The 22887-nt window shown below is 39.6% G+C and carries 23 protein-coding genes; 10 read left to right on the top strand and 13 right to left on the bottom strand.

Features of this window, described 5'->3' with window-relative positions; translation table 11 throughout:
* Window positions 1–139: 139 nt before the first annotated feature.
* Window positions 140–814 carry an HAD family phosphatase gene (locus H5087_RS10460; RefSeq protein ID WP_182671984.1) on the bottom strand — a complete coding sequence of 225 codons (675 nt, stop codon included), beginning with the start codon at window positions 812–814 and terminating at the stop codon, window positions 140–142.
* Between the two features lie 427 nt (window positions 815–1241).
* On the opposite strand from H5087_RS10460, the gene H5087_RS10455 reads away from it, so the two are divergent.
* Window positions 1242–2768 (top strand): catalase, encoded by a 1527-nt coding sequence (locus tag H5087_RS10455; RefSeq protein ID WP_004334680.1) that lies wholly within the window; start codon window positions 1242–1244, stop codon window positions 2766–2768.
* A gap of 99 nt (window positions 2769–2867) precedes the next feature.
* Window positions 2868–3383, top strand: coding sequence for an ankyrin repeat domain-containing protein (locus H5087_RS10450; RefSeq protein ID WP_182671983.1), 516 nt, complete (start codon window positions 2868–2870; stop codon window positions 3381–3383).
* 56 nt (window positions 3384–3439) lie between these two features.
* Here the strand turns inward: H5087_RS10450 and yddG are convergent, their stop codons facing one another.
* Window positions 3440–4360 carry an aromatic amino acid DMT transporter YddG gene (gene yddG, locus H5087_RS10445; protein WP_182671982.1) on the bottom strand — a complete coding sequence of 307 codons (921 nt, stop codon included), beginning with the start codon at window positions 4358–4360 and terminating at the stop codon, window positions 3440–3442.
* A 494-nt stretch (window positions 4361–4854) separates the two neighbouring features.
* Between yddG and H5087_RS10440 the strand changes: the two genes are divergently transcribed.
* The 7 genes from H5087_RS10440 (at window position 4855) to H5087_RS10410 (ending at window position 12551) form a co-directional block, all read left to right on the top strand.
* Complete coding sequence (locus H5087_RS10440; protein WP_007584328.1) at window positions 4855–5508, top strand: TetR/AcrR family transcriptional regulator; 654 nt, start codon at window positions 4855–4857, stop codon at window positions 5506–5508.
* Between the two features lie 3 nt (window positions 5509–5511).
* Window positions 5512–5994, top strand: a complete 483-nt coding sequence (locus H5087_RS10435) for a putative 4-hydroxy-4-methyl-2-oxoglutarate aldolase (RefSeq protein ID WP_165740670.1) — start codon at window positions 5512–5514, stop codon at window positions 5992–5994.
* A gap of 414 nt (window positions 5995–6408) precedes the next feature.
* Window positions 6409–7611, top strand: a complete 1203-nt coding sequence (locus H5087_RS10430) for an amidase family protein (RefSeq protein WP_182671981.1) — start codon at window positions 6409–6411, stop codon at window positions 7609–7611.
* Window positions 7608–9209 carry a gamma-glutamyltransferase family protein gene (locus H5087_RS10425; protein WP_182671980.1) on the top strand — a complete coding sequence of 534 codons (1602 nt, stop codon included), beginning with the start codon at window positions 7608–7610 and terminating at the stop codon, window positions 9207–9209. The genes H5087_RS10430 and H5087_RS10425 overlap by 4 nt, the downstream gene beginning before the upstream one ends.
* Window positions 9197–10021, top strand: a complete 825-nt coding sequence (locus H5087_RS10420) for a sulfite exporter TauE/SafE family protein (protein WP_007378545.1) — start codon at window positions 9197–9199, stop codon at window positions 10019–10021. The genes H5087_RS10425 and H5087_RS10420 overlap by 13 nt, the downstream gene beginning before the upstream one ends.
* A gap of 3 nt (window positions 10022–10024) precedes the next feature.
* Window positions 10025–11254: an alanine--glyoxylate aminotransferase family protein gene (locus H5087_RS10415; protein WP_182671979.1), complete on the top strand. Its 1230-nt coding sequence runs from the start codon at window positions 10025–10027 to the stop codon at window positions 11252–11254.
* A gap of 13 nt (window positions 11255–11267) precedes the next feature.
* Window positions 11268–12551, top strand: a complete 1284-nt coding sequence (locus tag H5087_RS10410; RefSeq protein ID WP_182671978.1) for an allantoate amidohydrolase — start codon at window positions 11268–11270, stop codon at window positions 12549–12551.
* 127 nt (window positions 12552–12678) lie between these two features.
* Here the strand turns inward: H5087_RS10410 and H5087_RS10405 are convergent, their stop codons facing one another.
* The 11 genes from H5087_RS10405 to H5087_RS10355 form a co-directional block, all read right to left on the bottom strand.
* A complete protein-coding gene (locus H5087_RS10405) occupies window positions 12679–12981 on the bottom strand; it encodes a hypothetical protein (protein ID WP_182671977.1) in 303 nt (100 codons plus the stop codon).
* A 433-nt stretch (window positions 12982–13414) separates the two neighbouring features.
* Window positions 13415–14953: a glucan biosynthesis protein gene (locus H5087_RS10400; protein WP_182671976.1), complete on the bottom strand. Its 1539-nt coding sequence runs from the start codon at window positions 14951–14953 to the stop codon at window positions 13415–13417.
* A gap of 364 nt (window positions 14954–15317) precedes the next feature.
* Window positions 15318–15542: a ribosomal protein L7/L12 gene (locus H5087_RS10395; protein WP_007378552.1), complete on the bottom strand. Its 225-nt coding sequence runs from the start codon at window positions 15540–15542 to the stop codon at window positions 15318–15320.
* A gap of 166 nt (window positions 15543–15708) precedes the next feature.
* Entirely contained in the window at window positions 15709–16221 is a 513-nt protein-coding gene (locus H5087_RS10390) for a hypothetical protein (RefSeq protein WP_182671975.1), read from the bottom strand.
* A gap of 108 nt (window positions 16222–16329) precedes the next feature.
* Window positions 16330–16722: a hypothetical protein gene (locus H5087_RS10385; RefSeq protein ID WP_310736465.1), complete on the bottom strand. Its 393-nt coding sequence runs from the start codon at window positions 16720–16722 to the stop codon at window positions 16330–16332.
* Window positions 16723–16962: 240 nt separating this feature from the next.
* Window positions 16963–17547 carry a GNAT family N-acetyltransferase gene (locus H5087_RS10380; protein WP_024596159.1) on the bottom strand — a complete coding sequence of 195 codons (585 nt, stop codon included), beginning with the start codon at window positions 17545–17547 and terminating at the stop codon, window positions 16963–16965.
* 299 nt (window positions 17548–17846) lie between these two features.
* Complete coding sequence (locus H5087_RS10375; protein WP_182671974.1) at window positions 17847–18269, bottom strand: hypothetical protein; 423 nt, start codon at window positions 18267–18269, stop codon at window positions 17847–17849.
* A gap of 79 nt (window positions 18270–18348) precedes the next feature.
* Entirely contained in the window at window positions 18349–18747 is a 399-nt protein-coding gene (locus H5087_RS10370) for a hypothetical protein (protein ID WP_182671973.1), read from the bottom strand.
* A 111-nt stretch (window positions 18748–18858) separates the two neighbouring features.
* Window positions 18859–19179, bottom strand: coding sequence for a hypothetical protein (locus tag H5087_RS10365; protein WP_182671972.1), 321 nt, complete (start codon window positions 19177–19179; stop codon window positions 18859–18861).
* A 501-nt stretch (window positions 19180–19680) separates the two neighbouring features.
* The gene (locus tag H5087_RS10360) at window positions 19681–19932 is read right to left on the bottom strand and encodes a Rho-binding antiterminator (RefSeq protein ID WP_182671971.1); all 252 of its coding nucleotides are present in this window, start codon (window positions 19930–19932) and stop codon (window positions 19681–19683) included.
* A 17-nt stretch (window positions 19933–19949) separates the two neighbouring features.
* Complete coding sequence (locus H5087_RS10355; RefSeq protein WP_182671970.1) at window positions 19950–20789, bottom strand: DUF417 family protein; 840 nt, start codon at window positions 20787–20789, stop codon at window positions 19950–19952.
* Window positions 20790–21072: 283 nt separating this feature from the next.
* Between H5087_RS10355 and H5087_RS10350 the strand changes: the two genes are divergently transcribed.
* Entirely contained in the window at window positions 21073–22539 is a 1467-nt protein-coding gene (locus H5087_RS10350; RefSeq protein WP_039486658.1) for a DASS family sodium-coupled anion symporter, read from the top strand.
* Window positions 22540–22887: the final 348 nt, after the last annotated feature.

Genomic DNA, 22887 nt, shown 5'->3' with positions numbered 1-22887 from the left:
CGCATGATGTTTTGCCATGTTTTTTTTTATTTTTAGTAAAGCAAAACCATCTACATTTATATTTTGCGTTTGCTTGCCTGTCAGTGTGTAAGGCGAGCAAATCGCGTTTAAAACTTTGTTTATTTAAAAAGCTGCGTGTTTACTGCTTTTTAAGTGCAGGGTATGCACTAAAAAAATCTTGCCAATGCGGTAAACGATCAACATTTGGGTAAGCACTGTGTACATGATTAACAGAGCCTTGCATATGTTGCCCACCGCTGTAATGCAGTACTTGCATATTGGCGTCAATCCCTGCATTTACGCCGGCTTTACTGTCTTCAATTACTAAGCAATTCTCTGGCTTTACACCCATTTGCTTAGCTGCATGTAAAAATAAATCAGGCGCCGGTTTACCACGCTTAACTTCGCTGCTGGTAAAAACCGTATCGCTAAAGTACTTACTTAAACTCACTACGCTCAACGCTTTTGCGGTGCGTGCTGGGCTGCTGCTAGTAGCAATACAAATAGGCACAGCTAAATTGTTAAGTACGTCTTTTATACCGTCAGTCGTGGTTAGTCCGGTTTCAAATTCGTTTAATAGTGCCTCGCGGTAGTCACCTTCAAAGCTTTCAGGAAGAGTGACATTAAATGCATCCGCTATTTTTTGGCTTACTGTTTTAAAGTTGCAGCCTAAAAAGTGTTGCTGTACATAAGCGCGGTCAATCTCAACGCCTTTTTCAACAAGCATATTAATGAGTACTTGTGCGCTTAAAATTTCGCTATCAATAACAACGCCATCACAATCAAATATCACTAGCTCAATATTAGTATTCATCTTGTCACCTTATTAACACTGTTTGGTTTAGCTAATTTAAATATAACGAGTTAAGCGCGATTAATATTGTGCAACTTTTTAGTGCAACTCACCAATGAGCATAAGCTCACTGATTGAGCATATTCCCTTTATTGCGCGAATATGTCAACACACTGTAAGTATAAAACGCACCAGCTTGGTGAAAATACCGCCAGATAAAACTAAAAACCTTTGTATTTAATAAATTTTATAAAAGCATATTGCGACTAAGGTCGTAGTAAAAAAATTACATTAATGTAAAAAGTGTATCTGCAAATTCATTTCATCTGTTTTACAAATCACATCAATCTAATTAATCAGTTTTACCGAAGTTAATAAAGTTAATACTATCGTTAACAGATTAACAGCCTGCACCACTGCCGGCACTTTTAAATAGATGAGGTCGACAATGAATACTCAAATAAACAAAACAAAATTAACACTAACTGCACTGGCACTTGCAATGGCATTACCGGCAAGCGCAGCAACAACTCTTACTAAAGATAACGGCGCAGCTGTTGGCGACAACCAAAATTCAATTACTGCTGGCGAACGTGGCAGTGTATTACTAGAAGACGTGCAACTAATTCAAAAACTGCAACGCTTTGCACGTGAGCGTATTCCTGAGCGTGTTGTGCATGCTCGTGGTACTGGCGCACACGGTGTGTTTGTAGCATCAAAAGAGCTAGATGATTTAACAATTGCAGCACCGTTTACACAAGCTGGTAAAGAAACAGACGTATTTGTTCGTTTTTCATCAGTAATTCACTCAAAAGGCAGCCCAGAAACACTGCGTGACCCACGTGGCTTTGCAACTAAGTTTTACACAGACCAAGGTAACTGGGATTTAGTAGGTAACAACTTACCGGTGTTCTTTATTCGCGATGCGATTAAATTTCCAGATATGGTTCACTCTTTAAAACCATCTCCGGTTGATAACATTCAAGATCCTAACCGTGTATTTGACTTTTTCTCGCATGAACCAGGTTCTACACAAATGCTAACGTGGGTTTACAGCGACTACGGTACACCAGCAAGTCTTCGTAAAATGGACGGTTGGGGTGTACATGCATACAAAATGATTAACAAATCGGGCGATGTTAAATACGTTAAGTTTCATTGGGTAAGCCAACAAGGTATTGATAACCTTGACGCAAAAGAAGTAGCTAAAGTGCAAAGCCAAGACTTCCAACACTTAACACGCGACCTTTACAGCGAAATTGGTAAAGGCAATTTCCCTAAATGGGATCTGTACATTAAAACACTTGATCCGTCGCAGCTTGATGACTTTGATTACAACCCGTTAGATGCAACAAAAATGTGGTTAGACATTAAAGAAACTAAAGTAGGAACAATGACCTTAAACCGTATGCCAACTAACTTCTTCCAATCTACGGAACAAGTAGCAATGGCACCGGCAAACATTATTCCAGGTATTGAGCCATCAGAAGACAGACTATTACAAGGTCGTATGTTTTCTTACGCTGATACACAAATGTACCGCCTAGGTGCTAACCACCAGCAATTGCCAATTAACCGTGCAAAAGTTGAAGTGGTTAACTACAACCAAGACGGCGCAATGAATATTGGTAACACAACAAGCAATGTGAACTATCAGCCAAGCCAAGAAAACGTAGCTGAAAACCCAATTGCACGTAGAAGTAACACAGAGCTAAAAGGCTTTGTACAACAAGCCGCGATTAAAAAGCAGCAAAACTTTGCGCAAGCTGGTGTTATATATCGTGGTTTTAGCAAGCAAGAACGTACAAACCTAATTAATAACCTAGCAGGCGATTTAGGCAAAGTGCAAAACAGCAGTGTTAAACACAAAATGCTTAGTCACTTTTACAAAGCTGATAGCGAGTACGGTACACGCTTAACTAAAGCTGTAAACGGCGACCTTAAAATGGTTAAACAACTAGCCGCTAACTTATAAGCAACTAGTTAAAAGCAATTAGTCCCAACTAAATAGCTATTTAAACCACAACCATGAGGAAGGAATAAACCCCTTCCTCTTTTATAAGAGACAATTGTTATGCGTAATTTATTAATTGTAGTCGCTCTACTACTGAGCTTTACCAGTAGCGTTTACGCTCAAAATACATCAGATACACAAACACCCAGTACGCAATCTGAAACCCAACATTCTGCAAAAACTCAATACGATAGTTTATTTGCTTATTACTTTGCCGCAGCACGCACAAACGACACAGCTGTAATAGAGCAATTTGTAGATGCCGGTATTCCTATCGACAGCTACAACAATAAAGGCTACACCGCGTTAATGATTGCTACTTACCATGGTAATAAAAACACGGTTAATACACTTTTACACTTAGGCGCTAATGCCTGTCTAGAAGATAACCGTGGCAACACAGCGCTAATGGCCGCTATTTTTAGAGGTGAATTTAGTATCGCTAAAACACTCGTATCACTTGATTGCGACAACGCGCATCAAAACAAAGCCGGTCAAACAGCAGAGCAATTTGCACAAACATTTGGTCAACAAAAAGTTATAGAGTTACTAGCGCAGGTAAATAATGCAAAATAATCTGCACGCAATAAAAAGCCCTAAAATAATAGGGCTTATTTTTAATAAAATTAGTCTTATGTTGCAGACGCTATTTGGGGTTGTTTAGGCTTTTCTCGCGTTACAAAGTAACAAATTAGCGAGCCCACTGTTACCAGCACAACCCCCTGCCAAAACGAAGCACTCAGCATAATAGATAAATACAACGCCGAAATAATAGTAGAAAACACCGGTGTAAAGTACGAAAGCGTTCCCAAAAGCATTAAGTTACCGGCAATAATAGCTTGATTCCACAGTGCATAACCGCTCCCCACGACTACACCAGCTAATAGCAACGTTATGCTTGAGCTGAGCGAAAACGTTAATGGCGCTTCATTACTAAAACTATATTGCGCCCACAAACTCATTGCCGTAACAGTAAAAAATAACGTAATGGCATTTTTACCATTACTCAGCTTTTGCGTTACTACGCAATAAATAGCCCATATAAACGCTGCAGCTAATGCCATTAAGTAAGTAGCAGGATTATCAGCAAAGTTAGTCACAAGCGTATCGAGTGACATTTCTTGATCGCCCGTAATACACCAAGCAACGCCTAAAAAAGCAATGACCATGCTTGGGTAAACCCAGAAACTTACTTTTTTACGGCCAATAATAATAGAGAGCAGTATCGTTAGCGTGGGCCATAAATAATTAATAACCGCCATTTCCATTGCCTGATGACGACTATTTGCCATACCAATAGAAAGCGCCAAGCAAATTTCGTACGCTACAAATAACAAAGTACCTATTACCAAGTAACGTTTTGAAAACCCACTAAACTTGGGCACTCCCATAACCAAAATTAAAAATATCGCACTGACAGAATACATAGCCGCCGCACCACCAATGGGGCTAAACAACTCAGAAATATCCCGTAGTAATGCAACTAAGCAACTCCACAGTAATATTGCAGCGACTCCATATAGTGTATATTTATTTTTGCTTATAAAATCCATTTGCCAATCCAAAAGTACTACTCGTAAATTTGAAACTAAACTAACAGTAATTATTTAATTAAACAATAAGGGTCTGTTGATCTTTCAAGGTTAAATTTGCAGCAGTCTGTTTGGTATTTAGGCAAGGCAGAGCCTATATAGTGTGGTTATTCCCCATTAATGGGCGATAACGTAGCATTAATGCCAAACAGGCGCTGCCCAAAGGGTTCTTCCTAGGGGCTACTTACTCTTTGTTGCCTACATGGATCTAGGTAAGGGGCGTGAGCAGGACGCGGAAGCTTTGCTCGGTTTTTACTTAGCCCACTAGGTTACAAATCTCGCACCGCGATTAAATAGCCCCTAGTTTGAACAAATTTTAATCCGCAAAGATCAACAGACCCTAAAGTTAATAGCTTAAACCTCTCGCCTGTTTTTAACATTCACACTTTTTAGTAATTGACCTTTTGGTCAGTAAAGCTACAATCAATCAATACGTTAAACACGCAAACTCTATAATGACCACACAAATAAAGCCAAATAAAAAAGAAATTACACGCGAGAAAAACCAAAAACTAATTTTAGATGCCGCCGAGCAATTGTTTTCGCAATTAGGTTACGACGGAGCAAGTATGAGCATGGTTGCTAAAGAAGCGCAGGTGCCAAAAGCTAATATTTTGTATTACTTTAAAAGTAAAGATGGTCTGTACGAGTCTGTGATCGACCGCATAATAGCTAATTGGAACTTAGGACTCGATAACGTCACAATTAACGACGATCCAGCTACCGTGCTTTATAACTATATTAAAAGCAAAGTAATACTCGCCGTAAATCAGCCAATGCAATCTCGCTTATTTGCCAGTGAAATACTGCGCGGTGCCCCTTATTTACAAAACTACTTTAGAACCAATACCCGCCCTTGGGTTAAACAAAAGGTTGATGTACTTCAAGCATGGATGGATGCAGATAAAATGGATAAGGTTGACCCCTATCATTTGCTCTTTACTATTTGGTCTACCACGCAATATTACGCCGACTTTCAGGCTGAGGTTTTACTCGTAATGAACAAATTAGAGTACGACGAAACCGATGTGGCACAAATTACGCAATCAATTGCCCACATAATTTTAAAAGGTATTGGTCTTAAAATACCTGAGCAGAGTGAGACTTAACCCATGACATCGTTTACTACACCCGATTTGTTTGACGATCATCGCGATAACGTGCAAGTAGCAGACAGCGGCCTTTATCACTTTGGTAAAAAAACCACGTTTTATGGCAAAGTAGTTACCGTTACCTGCCCAGAAGACAACTCTTTTGCTGCCGATATATTGCATGAAAATGGTGAAGGTAAAGTATTGGTTATAAACGGTTTTGCGAGCAAACGCTTTGCATTTATAGGCGATATTATGGCTGAGCGTGCCTTAAGTAATGGCTGGGAAGGCGTAATAATAAATGGCTGTTGCCGAGATATTGAAATACTCGCCACAATGAACTTACCTGTAATGGCGCTAGGCTCTACACCGCGTAGTACCTTAAAGCGCGGCTTTGGTGATAAAAACCAAGCTGTTACCATGCTTAGCACCACTATTGAACCTAACGATTGGGTTTACGCCGATATTAATGGTTTAATCATCAGTAAAACGCCCCTTATTTAGCACTCAAAACCATATAAATAAAGACCAACTTGGTGCATCTGCGCACCAAATTGGTTTGTTTTAGCTCATTTTAATCTCACTATTTCTACAGCCCACATTTACAAATCTCATACAACCCACTAAATCCTGACCAGTTGGACAGGATTTTAATTTATGGCATTCCTCTTGCTTAGTCTAAGCACTATAAAATCAAAACTACCGATTAAAAAGCACAGCTTTAGCAATTGCATTAAATTAGTGATCTATTATAACGCGAAGAAAATGACGCAGTGAGTGCGCTATTTAATCCGATAAAATGATCATGATTTAATAAAATTGGTATTCATAATAATAATAATAATAACCAGCCCGCTTTTTAATCACTCTTAACTTAATAAGTAAGTACTTGGTCAGTTTTATAATAATGAGCTGCAAATGAGTGATAAAAAAAACAACAAAGGTATATTTTGCAATCACGGTCCTACCCTGTGGCAAACAAGCCAGTCTGGAGTGCTTGCAAACAATCGCTTAGCTGTAAAAGATGTATTTGCAGTAAAGGGCGAGCGTAACAGCGCAGGCAACCCACACTGGTTTAAAACAGCTAAACCGGCTCAAAATACGGCAAGCTCGGTTAATAAGCTCATGATCGCTGGTTGTAACTTTATAGGCTTTACCCATACTGACGAGCTAGCTTATAGCTTAGAGGGTAATAATATACATTATGGCGCTGCGCAAAATCCTAAATTAAAAGGGCATGCTTGCGGTGGTTCGAGTATGGGGTCTGCTGCTGCAGTTGCTGCAAACTTAGCTGATATTGGCTTAGGCACCGACACCGGCGGCTCAATTAGAATACCCGCCAGCTATTGTGGTTTATATGGCATAAGGCCAAGCCATAACGTGATTGAAAAAGACGGCCTAATACCGTTGGCTCCCCCTTTTGATACCATAGGTTGGCTTACCCAAAGCGCCGAGCTATTAAGCAGCGTTGGCGATATATTATTACCACAACAAGCTATTAATAAAGTAAATACGCTGGTTATTTGCGAAGCACTATTTGAACTCGTTGACCCTGCTTTACAAGCCCCACTTAAACAATTGCTTGAAAAAACCAAGCCTAATTTTAAGCACCATAAAGAATTTGAACTACCTAACAGCAACTTATTAAATGAACTTGCGGATAGTTTTAGAGTACTGCAAGGGCGAGCAATCGCAAAAACGCATAAAGATTGGCTTCAATTGCCGGGGCAACTTCCCCAGTTTGCTCCAGCAATTGCGGCACGTTTTAATATGGCGCTTGCCCTAACTGATCAAGAAGAACAAGAAGCACTAAAAGTACAAACCCAATGGCAAACACTAATAGCTAAAAACCTAAATACAAACAGCTGTTTATTTTTGCCAACCACCCCCACAACCGCACCTAAATTAGGCGCCGACACAAGCGCCTTACGCATGCAAATTATTACGCTTTCGGCAATTGCAGGGCTTAGTGGCTCAGCGCAAGTGCATTTACCGCTGGCTGATTTAGCAAATGATCATCCGTATGGTTTTTCATTAATGATGAGCCACGGTAACGATAAAAGCCTACTTGCTTGCGTTAAGCACCTAGCTGCACACTTTAAACAGGACACAACGGCATGACCACACACAACATTGCATTTACCGCGTCTCATTTTTCGGCCACTGAGGCGGGTATAAATATACTAAAACAAGGCGGTACAGCTACCGAGGCTATGGTAGCGGCTGCCGCTGCTATTAGCGTTGTATACCCACATATGAACTCAATTGGTGGCGACAGCTTTTGGCTTATCGATAACCCAAGCCAAAAAACGCCTACCGCTATTGACGCCTGCGGCCGCGCAGCAACTAATACAACGGCGTATAACTCGCTCACGCAAATACCAGAGCGCGGCGGATTAAGCGCACTAACTCAAGCGGGTACAATTCGCGGTTGGCAAAAGGCGCTTGAATTAGATGAGCATGCGGCACTACCACTGTCAAAAATTTTAGCACCTGCTATTGAGCTTGCGCGCGAGGGTTTTACCGTTACAAAAAGCTTGCAAGCAGGCTGCGAAAAGCTAGCCACTGCTAACAATACCAATGACGCGTTTAAAAACCTCTACATACCCAATGGCAAGCCCTTACAAGCAGGCCAGCATTTTAAAAACCCTAAACTTGCAGCAACGTTTGAATACCTAGCAAAGCATGGTTTAAACGCATTTTATGAAGGCGCACTTGCCAACTCATTTGCCGCCGACTTAGCAAAAGCAGGCAGCTCAATTACCGCAGGTGACATTGCAAATACTAAAGCCGAGGTAGTTACTGCGCTAAATGCAAACCTCAGTGGTATTGATTGCTACAACTTACCCGCGCCAACACAGGGCGTGCATTCACTACAAATAATTGGTGCCGTAAATAAGTTAAAGCATTTAGCTAAAACCGATGCCGACTGGACGCACTTAATTGTTGAGGCAACTAAACAAAGCTTTACCCATCGCCCTACCCTTTGGGCTGACCCTGATGTGTTAGGGGATGATTATAAAAACGCACTAACCGATGATCGCTTAAGCGAACTTGCTAACAATATTGATATGGCCAAAGCCAAAAAATGGCCATTTAACGCAGAGCCTGGCGATACGGTGTGGATGGCAGCCAGAGATAAAAACGGGCAATTAGTAAGCTTTATTCAAAGTATTTACTGGGAATTTGGCAGCGGAATATTAATGAGTGAAGGCGGCTTTGTGTGGAATAACCGTGGTTTAAGCTTTAGTTTAAACAATCAAGATATTGCTGCGAGTAACAATAATAACGCCCTTGCGCCAAATAAAAAGCCCGCTCATACACTTAACCCAGCACTGGCAAAGTTTAGCGATGGTCGTCGACTTGCTTACGGAACAATGGGCGGTGAAGGGCAGCCACAAACTCAAGCCGCTGTTTTTGCAGGCTACGCGTGGCGAAATAAATCAATAAAACAAGCAATTAACGACCCTCGTTGGTTACTTGGACGCACATGGGGCGATACAAGTACAAATTTAAAAATTGAAAAAGAGTTAGTTTTTCATATAGAACATGAATTAAATCAACGTGACCACGATTGGGTAAGCGTTGATAATAATAACGAAATGATGGGGCACGCTGGGGCGATTTTAGATACACCTACAAGCCTTGAAGCTGCAACAGATCCTCGTTCAGATGGACGTGCAACAGTAACTACAGCAGGAACACAATGTCAGAAATAATAAATCAATGGCCAATTATAGTAGCCTTAATAGCAACCGGTATTTTTGCCGGTATTTTAGCAGGACTTTTTGGTGTAGGCGGCGGTATTGTTATCGTCCCTGTGCTGTATTTTTTACTGCAAGGTTTTGGCGTAAGCCCAGAATCGGCAATGATGATAGCCACCGCCACATCACTTGCAACCATAGTACCTACTTCGCTTTCATCTATTCGCTCGCATCATAGCAAAGGGAATATTGACCTTGCGCTAATAAAATACTGGGCACCATTTATTTTAGTTATGGCCGTTGTAGGCAGCTACTTAGCGCACTCAATACGCGGTAATGCACTGGTACTTATGTTTGCCTGTATTGCTATTTTAGTCAGTTTAAACATGCTATTTAGAGCCGGCGCACCCGCGCTTGTAAAACAACTACCAGGTAAATTTGGTCAAGGCGTTATGGCAAGTATTGTAGGTGGTTTGTCGGTAATGATTGGCATAGGCGGCGGCACTATTGGCGTACCTATGCTAAACGCATTTAATGTACGTGCCCATGTTGCAGTAGGTACTGCGGCCGTTTTTGGTTTATTGATTGCGCTACCTGGCGTTATTACCTTATTAAGTATTGGCACAACGCCAACCGATGCTCCCCTAGGTACGTGGGGGTTGGTTAACCTCCCGGCCTTTTTTCTTATTATTCCGCTGACTATTTTATTTGCGCCTATTGGCGTAAAAATTGGTAGCAAGCTGGATCAAAAACAACTAAAACGCGCCTTTGCCGTTGTATTAATGATAACCGGCATACGCATGCTTATTCAGACTCTGGGAGCCTAAAATATGTTTAATAACACGCAAGTTCAAACCTTAAACCCACCACAGCGTTTATTAATGGGACCAGGCCCAATTAATGCCGACCCTCGTGTTTTACGTGCTATGTCGGCGCAGCTTATAGGCCAATACGACCCAGTAATGACCGGTTTTATGAACGAAACCATGGCACGTTACCGCGAAATTTTTAAATCTAAAAACGAATGGACCATGCTAATAGACGGCACATCGCGCGCAGGGATTGAAGCCGTATTATGCTCAATTTTACGCCTAGGCGATAAAGTACTTGTGCCAATTATGGGGCGCTTTGGCCACCTACTTGCTGAAATAGCAGAACGCGTTGGCGCAAAGGTGCACACAATAGAAGTACCGTGGGGCGAAGTGTTTACGCCAGAACAAATCGAAAAAGCCATTGTTGATGTAAAACCCCATGTACTTGCTATGGTACAAGGCGATACATCCACCACCATGAACCAACCTCTTGAGCATATTGGCGATATTTGCCAAAAGCACGATGTACTATTTTATTGCGATGCCACCGCCTCTATTGTGGGTAACGAACTTCCTGCCGATGAATGGAAACTCGATGCACTTTCGGTTGGTCTGCAAAAGTGTTTAGGTGGACCTTCTGGGTCTGCGCCATTAACGCTTAGCGACAAATGCGCTGATTGGATCCAAAAACGCAAAAAGGTAGAAGCAGGCATTCGCACGGCCGATCATACCGACGGCACAGAACCCTTTGTACGCTCTAACTATTTTGATTTAGGTATGATCATGAATTACTGGGGAGAAGAGCGCCTCAACCATCATACCGAAGCCACCAGCATGCTGTACTGTGCCTCAGAATGCGCCCGCATAGTCATTGAAGAAGGCGTGGATAACTGCGTAGCGCGCCACAAATTACATGGCGATGCCATGCTAACGGGTATTCAAGCGCTCGGCTTAAATGTATTTGGTGATTTAACACATAAAATGAACAACGTACTGGGTGTGTATATACCCGAGGGCATTAATGCCGATCACGTACGCGGACAAATGCTAACCGATTTTGGAATAGAAATTGGCACCTCATTTGGACCACTGCATGGCAAAATTTGGCGTATTGGCACCATGGGTTACAACGCCCGTAAAGATGCCGTATTACAAACATTGGCAAGCCTAGATGCCTGCTTACATGCCAACGGCTATAAAGGCCCTAAAGGCGAAGCCGCCATTGCCGCCCTTGCTCACTATAAATAAAAAAGGATTTAGCATGACGATTGAATGCCCACAACACAGCCCTTTATTAGATAAAGAACTTGCTGATGAATACGCAACACGCGCTTTATCTCGCTGTAAAACCCTCAGCGCACTATCGCAAATGCAAGGCGGTATTCACCGCGTGTACTTATCAAAAGAGCACAAAGAGTGTAACGCTGTTACTGCATCGTGGATGGTTGAGGCAGGCATGCAATCGTGGCAAGACGAAGTGGGCAACCTTTGGGGGCGACTTAAATCATCAAACCCACATGCTAAACGTTTAATTATAGGCTCGCACCTAGACACCGTACCAAACGCAGGTGCGTTTGATGGTATTTTAGGTGTACTACTGGGGATAGAAATTGCAGCGCTTGCACATAAGTTAAAGCTCGACCTGCCCTTTCATTTAGATGTAGTGGGCTTTTGCGATGAAGAAGGCACCCGCTTTGCCACTACTTTAATTGGCTCAAAAGCCCTCGCTAACGAATTTGACCCACAGTGGCTAAACATTGAAGACACAAACGGCATAACTATGCACCAAGCCATGCTCGACTTTGGCCTAAACCCTAACGACTACGCAAAGGCCGCACTAAACAAAAACGAATTACTAGGTTACTGGGAAACTCATATTGAACAAGGTCCTGTACTCGAATCGGTTAATCAGGCGTTAGGCGTTGTAACGGCTATCGCAGGAGCAAAGCGCGCCATGCTTACTCTAACAGGCCAAAGCGGTCATGCGGGTACAACCCCAATGAGCTTGAGGCAGGATTCACTAGCAGGCTGCGCTGAATTAGTAACCGAAATTGAAAAACTAGCAAGTAATGCTAAAAATGGCGAAGTTGCCACCGTAGGGCAAATACAGTCTCGCCCTGGGGCTACAAACGTGATTGCAGGCAAAACAACCATAAGCCTAGACGCACGCGCACAAAGCGACACCGATCTCGCTAACTTACTAAGCGCCATACAAAGCAGCGCACAATCTATAGCAAGCAAACGCAATTTAACACTTGATTGGCAATGGACGCATGCCGCCGGTGCCGTAGCGTGCGATACTCAAATTCAGCATTTGTTTTCAAGCGCATGTAAACTCAATAACCAAGCATCGCCTCCACTTGCCTCAGGCGCAGGGCACGATGCAATGGCTATAGCTCCAATTTGTCCCGTTGGCATGTTGTTTATACGCAGCCCTGGCGGTATAAGCCATCACCCAGCAGAAGCGGTTATCGACAGCGATGTAACAAAGGCACTCAGTGTAATGTACAGCGCGCTTTTACTTTATGTGAAAGAGTGTGAGTGATTTAAGGTAATCGAGTAAACCAAGTATATTAACTTGGTATGCTTAGGGGCTTAAACCTCCTCAAAGTCATTTAGAGGTTATTACTGAAGGCAGGTAAATGCAGGAATATACGTTATTTAAAGTAGCTTTATCGGGCTGCCCTTTGCTCTTTTAGGCTAAGGCGTTTATGTGAGCTATATACATGTTGAATGCTTGTACCATTAACCAAATATGCATCCATTTCGACGGTAATTAAACCCGATAATGGCTTGATTTCTAGAACACCCAACTCACCTAAATTTGCAGATAGTAAAGTATTATTCCTAATAGCTAACAAAGTTTTGTCAGTATCTCGTAAGTCACCATTCACATATAATTTAGCACCACTAAACCAAGTGTTAATTATTTCAACTTTGATTGACTTAATAGTAAATTCAAAGGATTTTCTCATCAGATCTCCATACCCAGAAATGTAATTATTATACTTTATGTTTTTATGTGTTTGGCGCACAAACACTTTCTTTTAATACCCGTTTAGTCGATGCTGGGTAATTTTTTAGTGCAGCCAAAGGGCGAATTGGCCGCTGAACCAAATTACCTGTTTTGTCGGCCTCGCTCCCAACAAAATAATTTACTCAAAAAAAACATACAATCCCTCGAAACAGCTAACAAGCTGCAGGTTAACTCGTTTTTTTATTTTTATTGATAAACAAACCATAGCCGAGTTCATATTTTGATTCAATCGTTTACTGTATTTTACGTGGGATATAAAAGGGAGTTTTAATGGTGTTTTGTTTGGCGTTTTAAAAGACATTATGGTGGCTATAATTGACAAGAAAATCAAAATATAGCCACCCGTTTTACTTTAATGCTTATTTAAAGTCTTATTTAATAGTTACCTTAGCATCACTTACCCATGTTTCAGTTATAGCTTCACCATTTTTATCCACTAAATACGCACGAATGTGCACCGGGTTATTGTTAGATTGCTTGTAATCAAACGCTAAACGCCATTGGTTGGTACCCACTATAGGGTAAGCGCCAATTGGCTCTAGTATTTCACCGTTGCTGGCTTCAACAATCGGCTTTATACCACTTTTGTTATCTAAGCCTTTAAATACTGGACCTTCAAAATCAATCACCATCTTGTTAACACCTTCAGGAATAGGCTGGCCGGGAATTCCGCCTAAGCCTTGGCGAGTATTTACAACGCTTGCAAGGTTTTTTGATTTTGGATCGAGTGGACGCCACTCAATATCATAAGAAAAGGTAAACTCATCACCTTTGCGCGCCTCTTTTTCAGGCACCCAGTAAGCAACAATATTGTCGAACGTTTCATCTTTTGTAGGAATTTCGATTAACTGTACTGCACCTTTGCCCCAATCGTCAGTAGGTTTTATCCACGCTGATGAACGCTTATTGTAAAATACGCCATCGTCTTGGTAGTTATTAAAGTCACGATCTCTTTGGATTAAACCGAACCCTTTTGGGTTCTCATCAATAAAACTATTGGTCGAAACCGACTGAGGATTATTTAATGGGCGCCAAACGTATTGACCCGATCCTGTGTGAATCGCCAGGCCATCGCTGTCGTGAATTTCTGGGCGCCAATCTTTAGCTTCTGTTTTATCTTTTTGTGAGTACCAATACATACTGGTTAACGGTGCTACCCCTAAGCGTTCAACATCGGCGCGCATATACAAATTAGCCGTTACAGAGGTAATATGGCCTTTGGCTTCTTTGTTATCTTTGCTTAAACCAAATCGATAAGCACCAGTGATAGAAGGCCCTTCAAGCAATGCCCAAACAGACACACTTTCACCTTTTTTCTCTGCAGGACCAATCCAAAATGCAGAAAAGCGCGGAAATTCTTCTGGCTGATTCATGCCCGTATTAATCGCGATACCTCGGGCCGAGAGTCCATATTGCCCCTCTGGCCCGTCGGTACGAAAATAAGACGCGCCTAAAAAAGATATCCAATCTGGTTTCATATCTGGGCGCATTATTCTAAAGCCTGCAAATCCAAACCCTTCTGGGAGATCGTGAGCTGGGCTGTCATCAGGCATATCAAAAACATCATTACTAAAAGGTACATTTTGTACCTGATTTTTATCGTCTCTGATGTAAATACTTACTGGCTCAGGAAAATATCGCCCAGGATAAAATAATTGTACAGGTGCCTTTTTTCCACTTGGGTATAAGGTTTCATCTTCTTTAAAGCGTATTTTCCAGTGTTCGTCATACGTAATTTTATCGATTAACTCCGGCGCTGGCACCTTAGTTGGCGTATAGGGCTTTTCAGCTGAGGCTTTTGCTAGGGCTTTTAAGTCTTCGAATGAAAACTGCGTTTTATCTACTGCTTCTGTCGCGTAAGACGACATCGAAGTGCTAAAAATAATTGCGATAAATAACTTTAATTTCATAAAAAGAATATCCAATAAATTGAGTCAAATAAAAATGGGAACGCTGCACGAACGTATGTTTAACTTAAAGTTCTGTATGGATATTACGTGACGCAATATGAACTAGCGTTTACTAAAATATTGTTATTTGACTATAGGACCTCCCATAATTATTTTTTTAGGGTATTGATTTAAGGGAAATTGCGCGCGTTTAATGATATCGCTGAAGTGAAATAAGCGGGGATAGCGCAATTTATTATTAGATCGCTGGTATTCAAATGGATAAGGGTTGTATTTAGGTGGTGGAAAAACGAAGAGGCTCACCACTTTTAAGACTTGCAATTAATGGCTGAATTTTACTTGGGCCTCACTTCAGAGCATGTTTTTATGTTTTTGAAGTTAATTTTTCAATAGCATCTTTAGCTTCTTTTAAACTTACACCATGAACAGATCTATAATATTTTATTGCTCTAACTTTATGACCTGATTTTAAAGCAACAATAACATCACCTTCAGTTACGCTGCCATGCTTAGGTATTGAGTTACCAAATATTAATATAAATAAAACTGCAATAACCGCTAAAACACCCCAAATATATTCAATTTCCATAAATATCCTCGATGTTCGAAAAATAATGAGCCTGTAGATTAACTCGTTTTTTATTTGTTTTTATTGATAAACAAACCATAGCTGAGTTCCTCTTTTGTTTGTAATAATGTTCACCAAGAGCAAAATGTATTTTTATCTTATTTTAATTATTCTTATTGGCTACTGGTTAAATAGCCTTTCGCATTTTATTTAATAACTCGTAGCATGCTTTATACAACAGTATTTCCATGTCTTCGTTATGATACAAAGGACCCCAACGAAAAAAGCCTCTTAAGCTAAATTTTTTAGCTATGAATTCGCGCCACGTAACAGATTTAGAAACGCTGAACGTTTTAATCGTCTTGTTGTGTTTAATGTTATACAAGCGCGATACTAACTTAACTTTTGGTCGCCAAAATAGCGGAATAACAGCTGTATCAAAATCTATAGTGAATGCATCACCACCATGCAAAGTAACTATAACAACATCTAAACCAATATCTGACTTTTTAGGCTCTTTAATAGACGAAATGCTGTGAAGACAAAAAATATCCTCAAGCTTCTTGTGCATATGATCTTGTAGTGAATCGCCCGTTATATAAAAAAACGACTCAACCTTAGAAAAATGGCTGTTATTAGCTACAACTAACGAACCCAAATAAACATTTGGCTTTTCAGAGCTAAACCAATCGAATAGCAAATTTAAATTCCTTTTTACTTATGCCGAATAAATAGGCCGTAAGGTTGTTATCTAAGGTTAGGGTGAAAAAGCAAAAACCAGCTGTTTTTGCTCTGCTTTACGATTTGTTTATTTACGCTCAACTATTTTACGACGTAATTGAATACCAAGTAATGTCCCTAATAGAACAGCAATAACATGCAGCAAAGCAGGAATTAAATATATCAAAGGATCTATTGATATTTCTAATAAAATGTATAGTAAGGCACCGACACTTAGATCAATAAACCAATAAACCGCCGCAACTAAAAAGGCTTGTTTATAGGGGCTCACTGTTTGCTTATAACCTAAGTAACAATACACGATTAAAGAGGCTATAAAGCCGAAGACGTAATGAGTAAAAATGTATGATGTACTTTGAGTCATCTCATCAAAGCCAACAACCTTTGTTGTTATTGTTGATAAAGCAATTAGTAATAAATACAGGCCTACTGAAAAGAGTACAATCCTAGAGTATTTCACGATAATCCTTTAGCAATACAACGAGGCTATAGAATAGCTCTAACAGCCAGATTCAATTAATTAGTTTCTTTAATCTTAACGAGCCTGTAGATTAACTCGTTTTTTATTTTTTTGATAAACAAACCATAGCTGAGTTCCTATTTTGGTTCAATCGTTACTGTATTTCACGTGGTATATAAAAAGAGGACTAGGTGTTGCTTTAATTGACGTTTTGGAAGGTATTACTGGAAATTTGGTGTGCTAACTGTTTGTTATTATCCTAACTTGGCGTATTTCAGAGTACTCGGACTGAATTAACCCAAAGCATTTAAGATCGTGAAACTGATTTTTCCAGTAACCACTTTGACGCCTTATACCTTCCTCTTTGAACCCAACTTTTAAAAGGAGTGACTCAGATGCAGAGTTTCCAAGAACAGTATCGCCTTGAATACGATTAAGTTTACCGCAAGATAAGTCACCTGAAAATGCGGCTTTAACTATTCGATGAACTGCTTCAGTAGAAAAACCCTTACCCCAATATTTAGGCAGTAAATCATATCCAATAACAGCATTTTTCATTTTAGGGCTCCAAGTATTAAAGCCGCAAGTACCTATAAGTTGATCTGTTTCTTTTAGGCGAATAGCCCAACGAATACCTGAGTTTTCTTTAAAACGAGCGTTAAAAAACTCAATTAAATGGCTGGCTTGTGACAGTTCAGTAAACGCCTCTAAATCATAATATTCTACAACTGAATTATCCGAGAACAACTCAAACAAACTATTTGAATCTTCTTTTGATAATTGATCTAACCTTAAGCGATTTGTCTCTAAAGTTGGAAATGACAACCTAAATCCTCCGTGAAATATAACAAGCCTGTAGATCAACTCGTTTTTAAATTTTTTATTGATAAACAAACCATAGCTGAGTTCCTATTTTGGTTCAATCTATTACTGTATTTCACGTGGAATATAAAAAATTGTTAGCTGTTGTTTTAATTGGTGTTTTGGAAGGTATTACGGGAAAGTTTAGTGTGGTTGGCTTTTTACTCTTTCTTTCATTGTAGTTCAGCTTTTTGCGTGACAAATAAAACCTAACCAACTGATATTATTTATGTAAAGATTAGAATGAATTTCATCCTAACTCTTTAGCTTTTGTTTAACTCTATTTTTGAAACGTAAAATACAATACCAGCAACAAGGCCTACTATAGAAAATAAAAACAATTGTAAAAAGCTATATCCATAACCTATTAACGTAATTGAACCATTTTCGACCAATACCTTACCATTAATAATTGAGCTATCTAAACCTGAAGGGAAAACAAAAAAGAAAGAAACTAAGCAAGTAGATATAACTGAAGATTTGAGCACTGTATTTAGCGAATAATCACAACTTTTAGTGATAAATTTATAAATTGGAAATGCTGTTACTGGAACTAAAATTAGAACAACTATTAACGTCCAAATAAATATACCAAAAGGAATAATAGTAAATTTCATTTCAATTGTCATTGGCGCTAAAAATGCAACAACTAAAGAGGCTAAAATAAAGCTAAATATTGTTCTCAACTCGAAACCCTCTTAAAAAGCTAACGCCTGCCATAACCAGATTTGTGGCGCTCTTGCACAAACCCGGTTAATGGTTTTGTTATGTAACGTCACCATCAGGTCCAAATTTTTCCCTGTTCAAAACTAGCGCTGCCAGCACAGTTACTCCTAACACTGTACCAACAGGGAACATGAAGAGTAACAATGTTGAATATATTATTAGTGCCCAAAAAAGCCACTTAGTTCGATAGTTTAAGCCCACAACGGAAAATGTTAAAAAGCAAAGTGCAACTAAAAATAAGATGAACCCTGTTACTGTAGACAAAGCTGTTGATGACATTTCTTCTTGTGATATTTTAGGTTCATTACTTCCAAACAGCGTTATCTCTTGAAATGAAGAGGACATAATTAAATACGAATCAACAATTCCCCAAAGAGGTGCCCAGAAAAGCAATAATCCCAAAACTGCGACGTATTTCCCTATAGTTTCCTTGTTCATCATCTCTCCTCACGTAGTTATATAACGAGCCTGTTAACAGGCAGAAAATAGTTGGTTAAATTAGTAAAAAAGGAGCAAAATCAACTATTTTTGTCCTTGTTTAACAGCCTGTTATGCATTGTTTACCCTACAGTCAATTGTTGCGTTAATCTTTGGTGGGTAGACAGAACCAAACTGACTATGCGAGCCATAAGTACCCATTTTATATTTTTTTACGTATATATCACTTGGTTTGCATAACTCTTTTCCTTTGAGCTCTACCAATTCGAGCATATCTGTTTCATTAAGATCGGTATGACCAAGAACCTCAATTGAATACGTCCCATCAGAGTTTTTGCTTACATCGCTATATTGGACTATGACACCTTTATAAGTTTTCATACCAACACAACCAGAGATTATTAATATGACTAAAGGTAGATACTTTTTCATGCTTATCCTTAAACACCTAACAGCTTATTGAACACCACTTTAGGGATTTATAGCACCCCAAAACGGCGTATATTACAGTGTTCAATAATTCCACTAAACAACTTTAATGTAAACAAGTAATTAAATATGTTACAAAAAGCCCTTTATTATTTTTCACCAAAACGGTGTTTAATAATGTTATTGGACAAAACAAAAATAGAGCTTTATTTATGTAGCTACCTTTACAACCATAATTAACAAACGTACGGATACTAAGCGCTAGTTAAGGCTTATTGAGGCTTACTTATACTGGATTAGCATTTTTATACGCTTTAATAGTTGGCGTTTAGCCTTGTTAGGTGGAAAACTCGAGTAAAGAATAAAAGAAAGTAGTAGGAAAATTTTGGCTTTATGTATTTAGCGCGTAATTAGCTAAAGCATTGGTGAGATAAGCGAGCCCTAACATATTAATGATGCAGACTCGCTAGAGATATTTATGATAAAAACGAATGAGTGAGGTATTTACTTTACTTCAAAATTCACGTGGTCAAAGTATGGGTTTTTCTCTCGCGCTTTAAGTACGCTGATTGTAGTTAGCACAATGAGTTGCAACTCGCTATTTACGCTAACAACTATGCATTCGTCTCTATTAGCATTGCGCTTTGTGTCAGTTGCTACGCCACATACACCATCACCATTTTTTAATATAAGCTCAATGCTTAAATGGTGCATACAGGCAATTTCGATGTAGTCGTATTGGTTGCAACTGATCATAATGTCCTCTTTATATGTTATTTAGTCGGTTTAAAAATCATTAAAAAAGCAATAACAACAAGGTTGGCTATATACCAAAGATCTTTAATTACAAACTGCCCTAAACGCTCCAATAAAGTAGAAGAACTAAATGCACCGGTTGCAGTAATTAAGAATGTTTGGGTCATCATAAATACGCTTAAACACGCTAAGCCACTTACAATAATTAGCTTTTTATTATTTAAAAATAGCCCTAAGCCCAATAACACAGCAAATAATACATCAAACCCGCCAATCACGTTAGACGCGCCTTGTACGCTAAATACCGTGTATAACCACGACATAAACGGTGAGGTTTCTACTAAACTTACAATGCCTTTTGCTTCAAACTCATAAAACTTCATGCCGCCGATCCACAATAAAACCATAGCAACCGGTATAAAGTTTAAAAGTACGTGTTGTTTGTCGGTAAGTTTGTCTTTATAAAACAAAAACAAATACAAAGGCACTACTGCAAAGTATTTAATTATGCCCTGCCCACTACCAATGATTGGAAAGCCACCAAGTTGCGCCATCCAACGGTTACTGGCAAACAAGGTAAGTAATGCAACCAAACTTATAACTGCTGCAAGTAAAAGTGCTGGCGTAGGTTTCATTAGTTTAAGGTGAGCGAGCACGGTGGCAAACGCTAAGGCAATCATAAATGAGCCACTAATTAAACCTAATGCAGATACAGACATTAGCGAGTCAACGCCATAAAAACTAAACGTAGCCGTTAACGTATTAGGATTTGATCCTAACGCAAACGACAAGCCAAGTAGCAAAAAGCTACTCGCTAATAAAAAAGTAATCACGTTATTGGTTAGTTTTAAGTTCATTGTATTTCCAAGTATTCGTTAAGACTTACTAAGACCTTGCTAGTCGATAAAACAATTCAAGCTAACTCTTAAAAATTAGAGTTAATTAAGCACACTGTAAGCTCTTATCGGGTAATGTAATCAATCACTTTAGTTTATAGTTAATTTCCTCTTTATTAATAAAATTAAATAAGCCTAATATTCATATGATGTGCGTCATCTTTTTTATTATTAAATGAAGTAAAATAACGTTGCCTTTTCAATAAACAGAATGCATGCATTTCTAAAACTTAGGGATATTTTAATGAAGGGTACTGATATTCGAGTTACCTCTGGACTGATTTCTATAGCCATTGTTTTACTACTTTGGTTTGCTGTACCGCCTCCGCAAGGTGTTACCGAAAACGCATGGCATCTGCTCGCTTTATTTATTGGTACTGTTGTTGCCATTATTGGTAAAGCAATGCCTATCGGCGCCATTGCTATTTTAGCTATTACTTCTGTTGCGTTAACCGGCGTAACTAATGACAGCCCATCTGGCGCTATTAAAGATGCATTAAGTGGCTTTTCTAATTCATTAATTTGGTTGATTGGTATTGCTATTATTATTTCTCGGGGTTTAGCTAAAACTGGTTTGGGAAATCGTATTGGCTATAATTTTATTTCTCTTTTTGGTAAAAAAACAGTTGGTATTGGCTATGCACTCGCACTTTCTGAACTTGTTATAGCACCTGTAACGCCAAGTAATACCGCACGAGGCGGCGCTATTATTCACCCAATTATGAAGTCTATAGCAACAAGCTTTGGCTCGTCCCCTGAGGAAGGCACATCTCGTAAAATTGGCCACTACCTTGCTTTAGTGAGTTACCATATAAACCCTATTACATCAGCTATGTTTATTACAGCGACTGCGCCAAACCCGCTAATTGTAAAGCTGATTGCTGATGCTACCGGTGCAAATATCAGTATTACTTGGAGTACGTGGGCGCTGGCAGCGCTTGTTCCTGGTTTGCTATGTATTGCCCTTGTGCCTTTGGTTGTTTATGCCATTTACCCACCTGAAGTTAAAAGTACACCCGACGCTAAAACCTACGCAGAATCTAAATTAACTGAAATGGGCCCAATGAGTTATGGCGAAAAAATAATGGTGGGAGTTTTTGCCATGCTGCTTGTTTTATGGGCTGGCGTACCTGCAATGATTTTAGGGGCTGACTACGCAGTTAACACAACGGCAGTGGCTTTTTTGGGTCTTTCGGTTTTATTAGTGACTGGTGTATTAAGCTGGGACGATGTACTTAAAGAAAAGTCTGCGTGGGATACCGTTGTTTGGTTTTCAGCATTAGTAATGATGGCCACTTTTTTAAATAAACTAGGTTTGGTAACGTGGTTTTCAACACTTGTTGAGAGCAATATTGCGCAACTGGGCTTTGACTGGATTGTATCGGCTATTATATTGGTAGCTGTGTATTTTTATGCTCATTACTTTTTTGCCAGTACCACAGCACATATCACTGCTATGTTTGCCGCATTTTACGCCGCAGGTTTAGCGCTTGGCGCTCCGCCTTTATTTTTAGGTTTACTGCTAGCTGGCGCTTCATCACTGATGATGTCGTTAACGCATTACGCAACAGGCACATCACCCATAGTGTTTGGCTCAGGCTATGTATCGTTAAAAGACTGGTGGGTAATGGGCCTTATAATGAGCGTTATTAATTTAAGTGTATGGGGAATTATTGGCGGGCTTTGGTGGAAAGCACTTGGGTATTGGTAGTCTTGCCTTTGTTAGTTTGGCTTGCACATTTAATACTGCGCACTTATTTTAGTTCGTTCTACAAATATAAACATTGAGGCTGTTGCAAGGGAGCACTATGGTTTTTAAATTTATAAAGGCAGCATATTCAGACCAAGACTACTTATTAAGCCTCAGAAAACTGACTATGGTTGAACACTTAGAAAATGCTAGGTTATTTTTAATACCACTTCGCTTAATTAAGTGATCTATTTTGAGGCTGGAAAAACGTGTTGATAGCTAGGCAAAAAATTCGCTATTTAGTTGTTCTAAATGAGCATTTTTTAACGCAGGTAGCGACACGTTTAGCCCCGCAAAATGATTAAGTAT

Origin of the sequence: Pseudoalteromonas sp. SR43-7 (assembly GCF_014163785.1) — a bacterium.
Classification (GTDB): domain Bacteria; phylum Pseudomonadota; class Gammaproteobacteria; order Enterobacterales; family Alteromonadaceae; genus Pseudoalteromonas; species Pseudoalteromonas distincta.
This window is presented reverse-complemented; position numbering and strand designations above follow the sequence as displayed.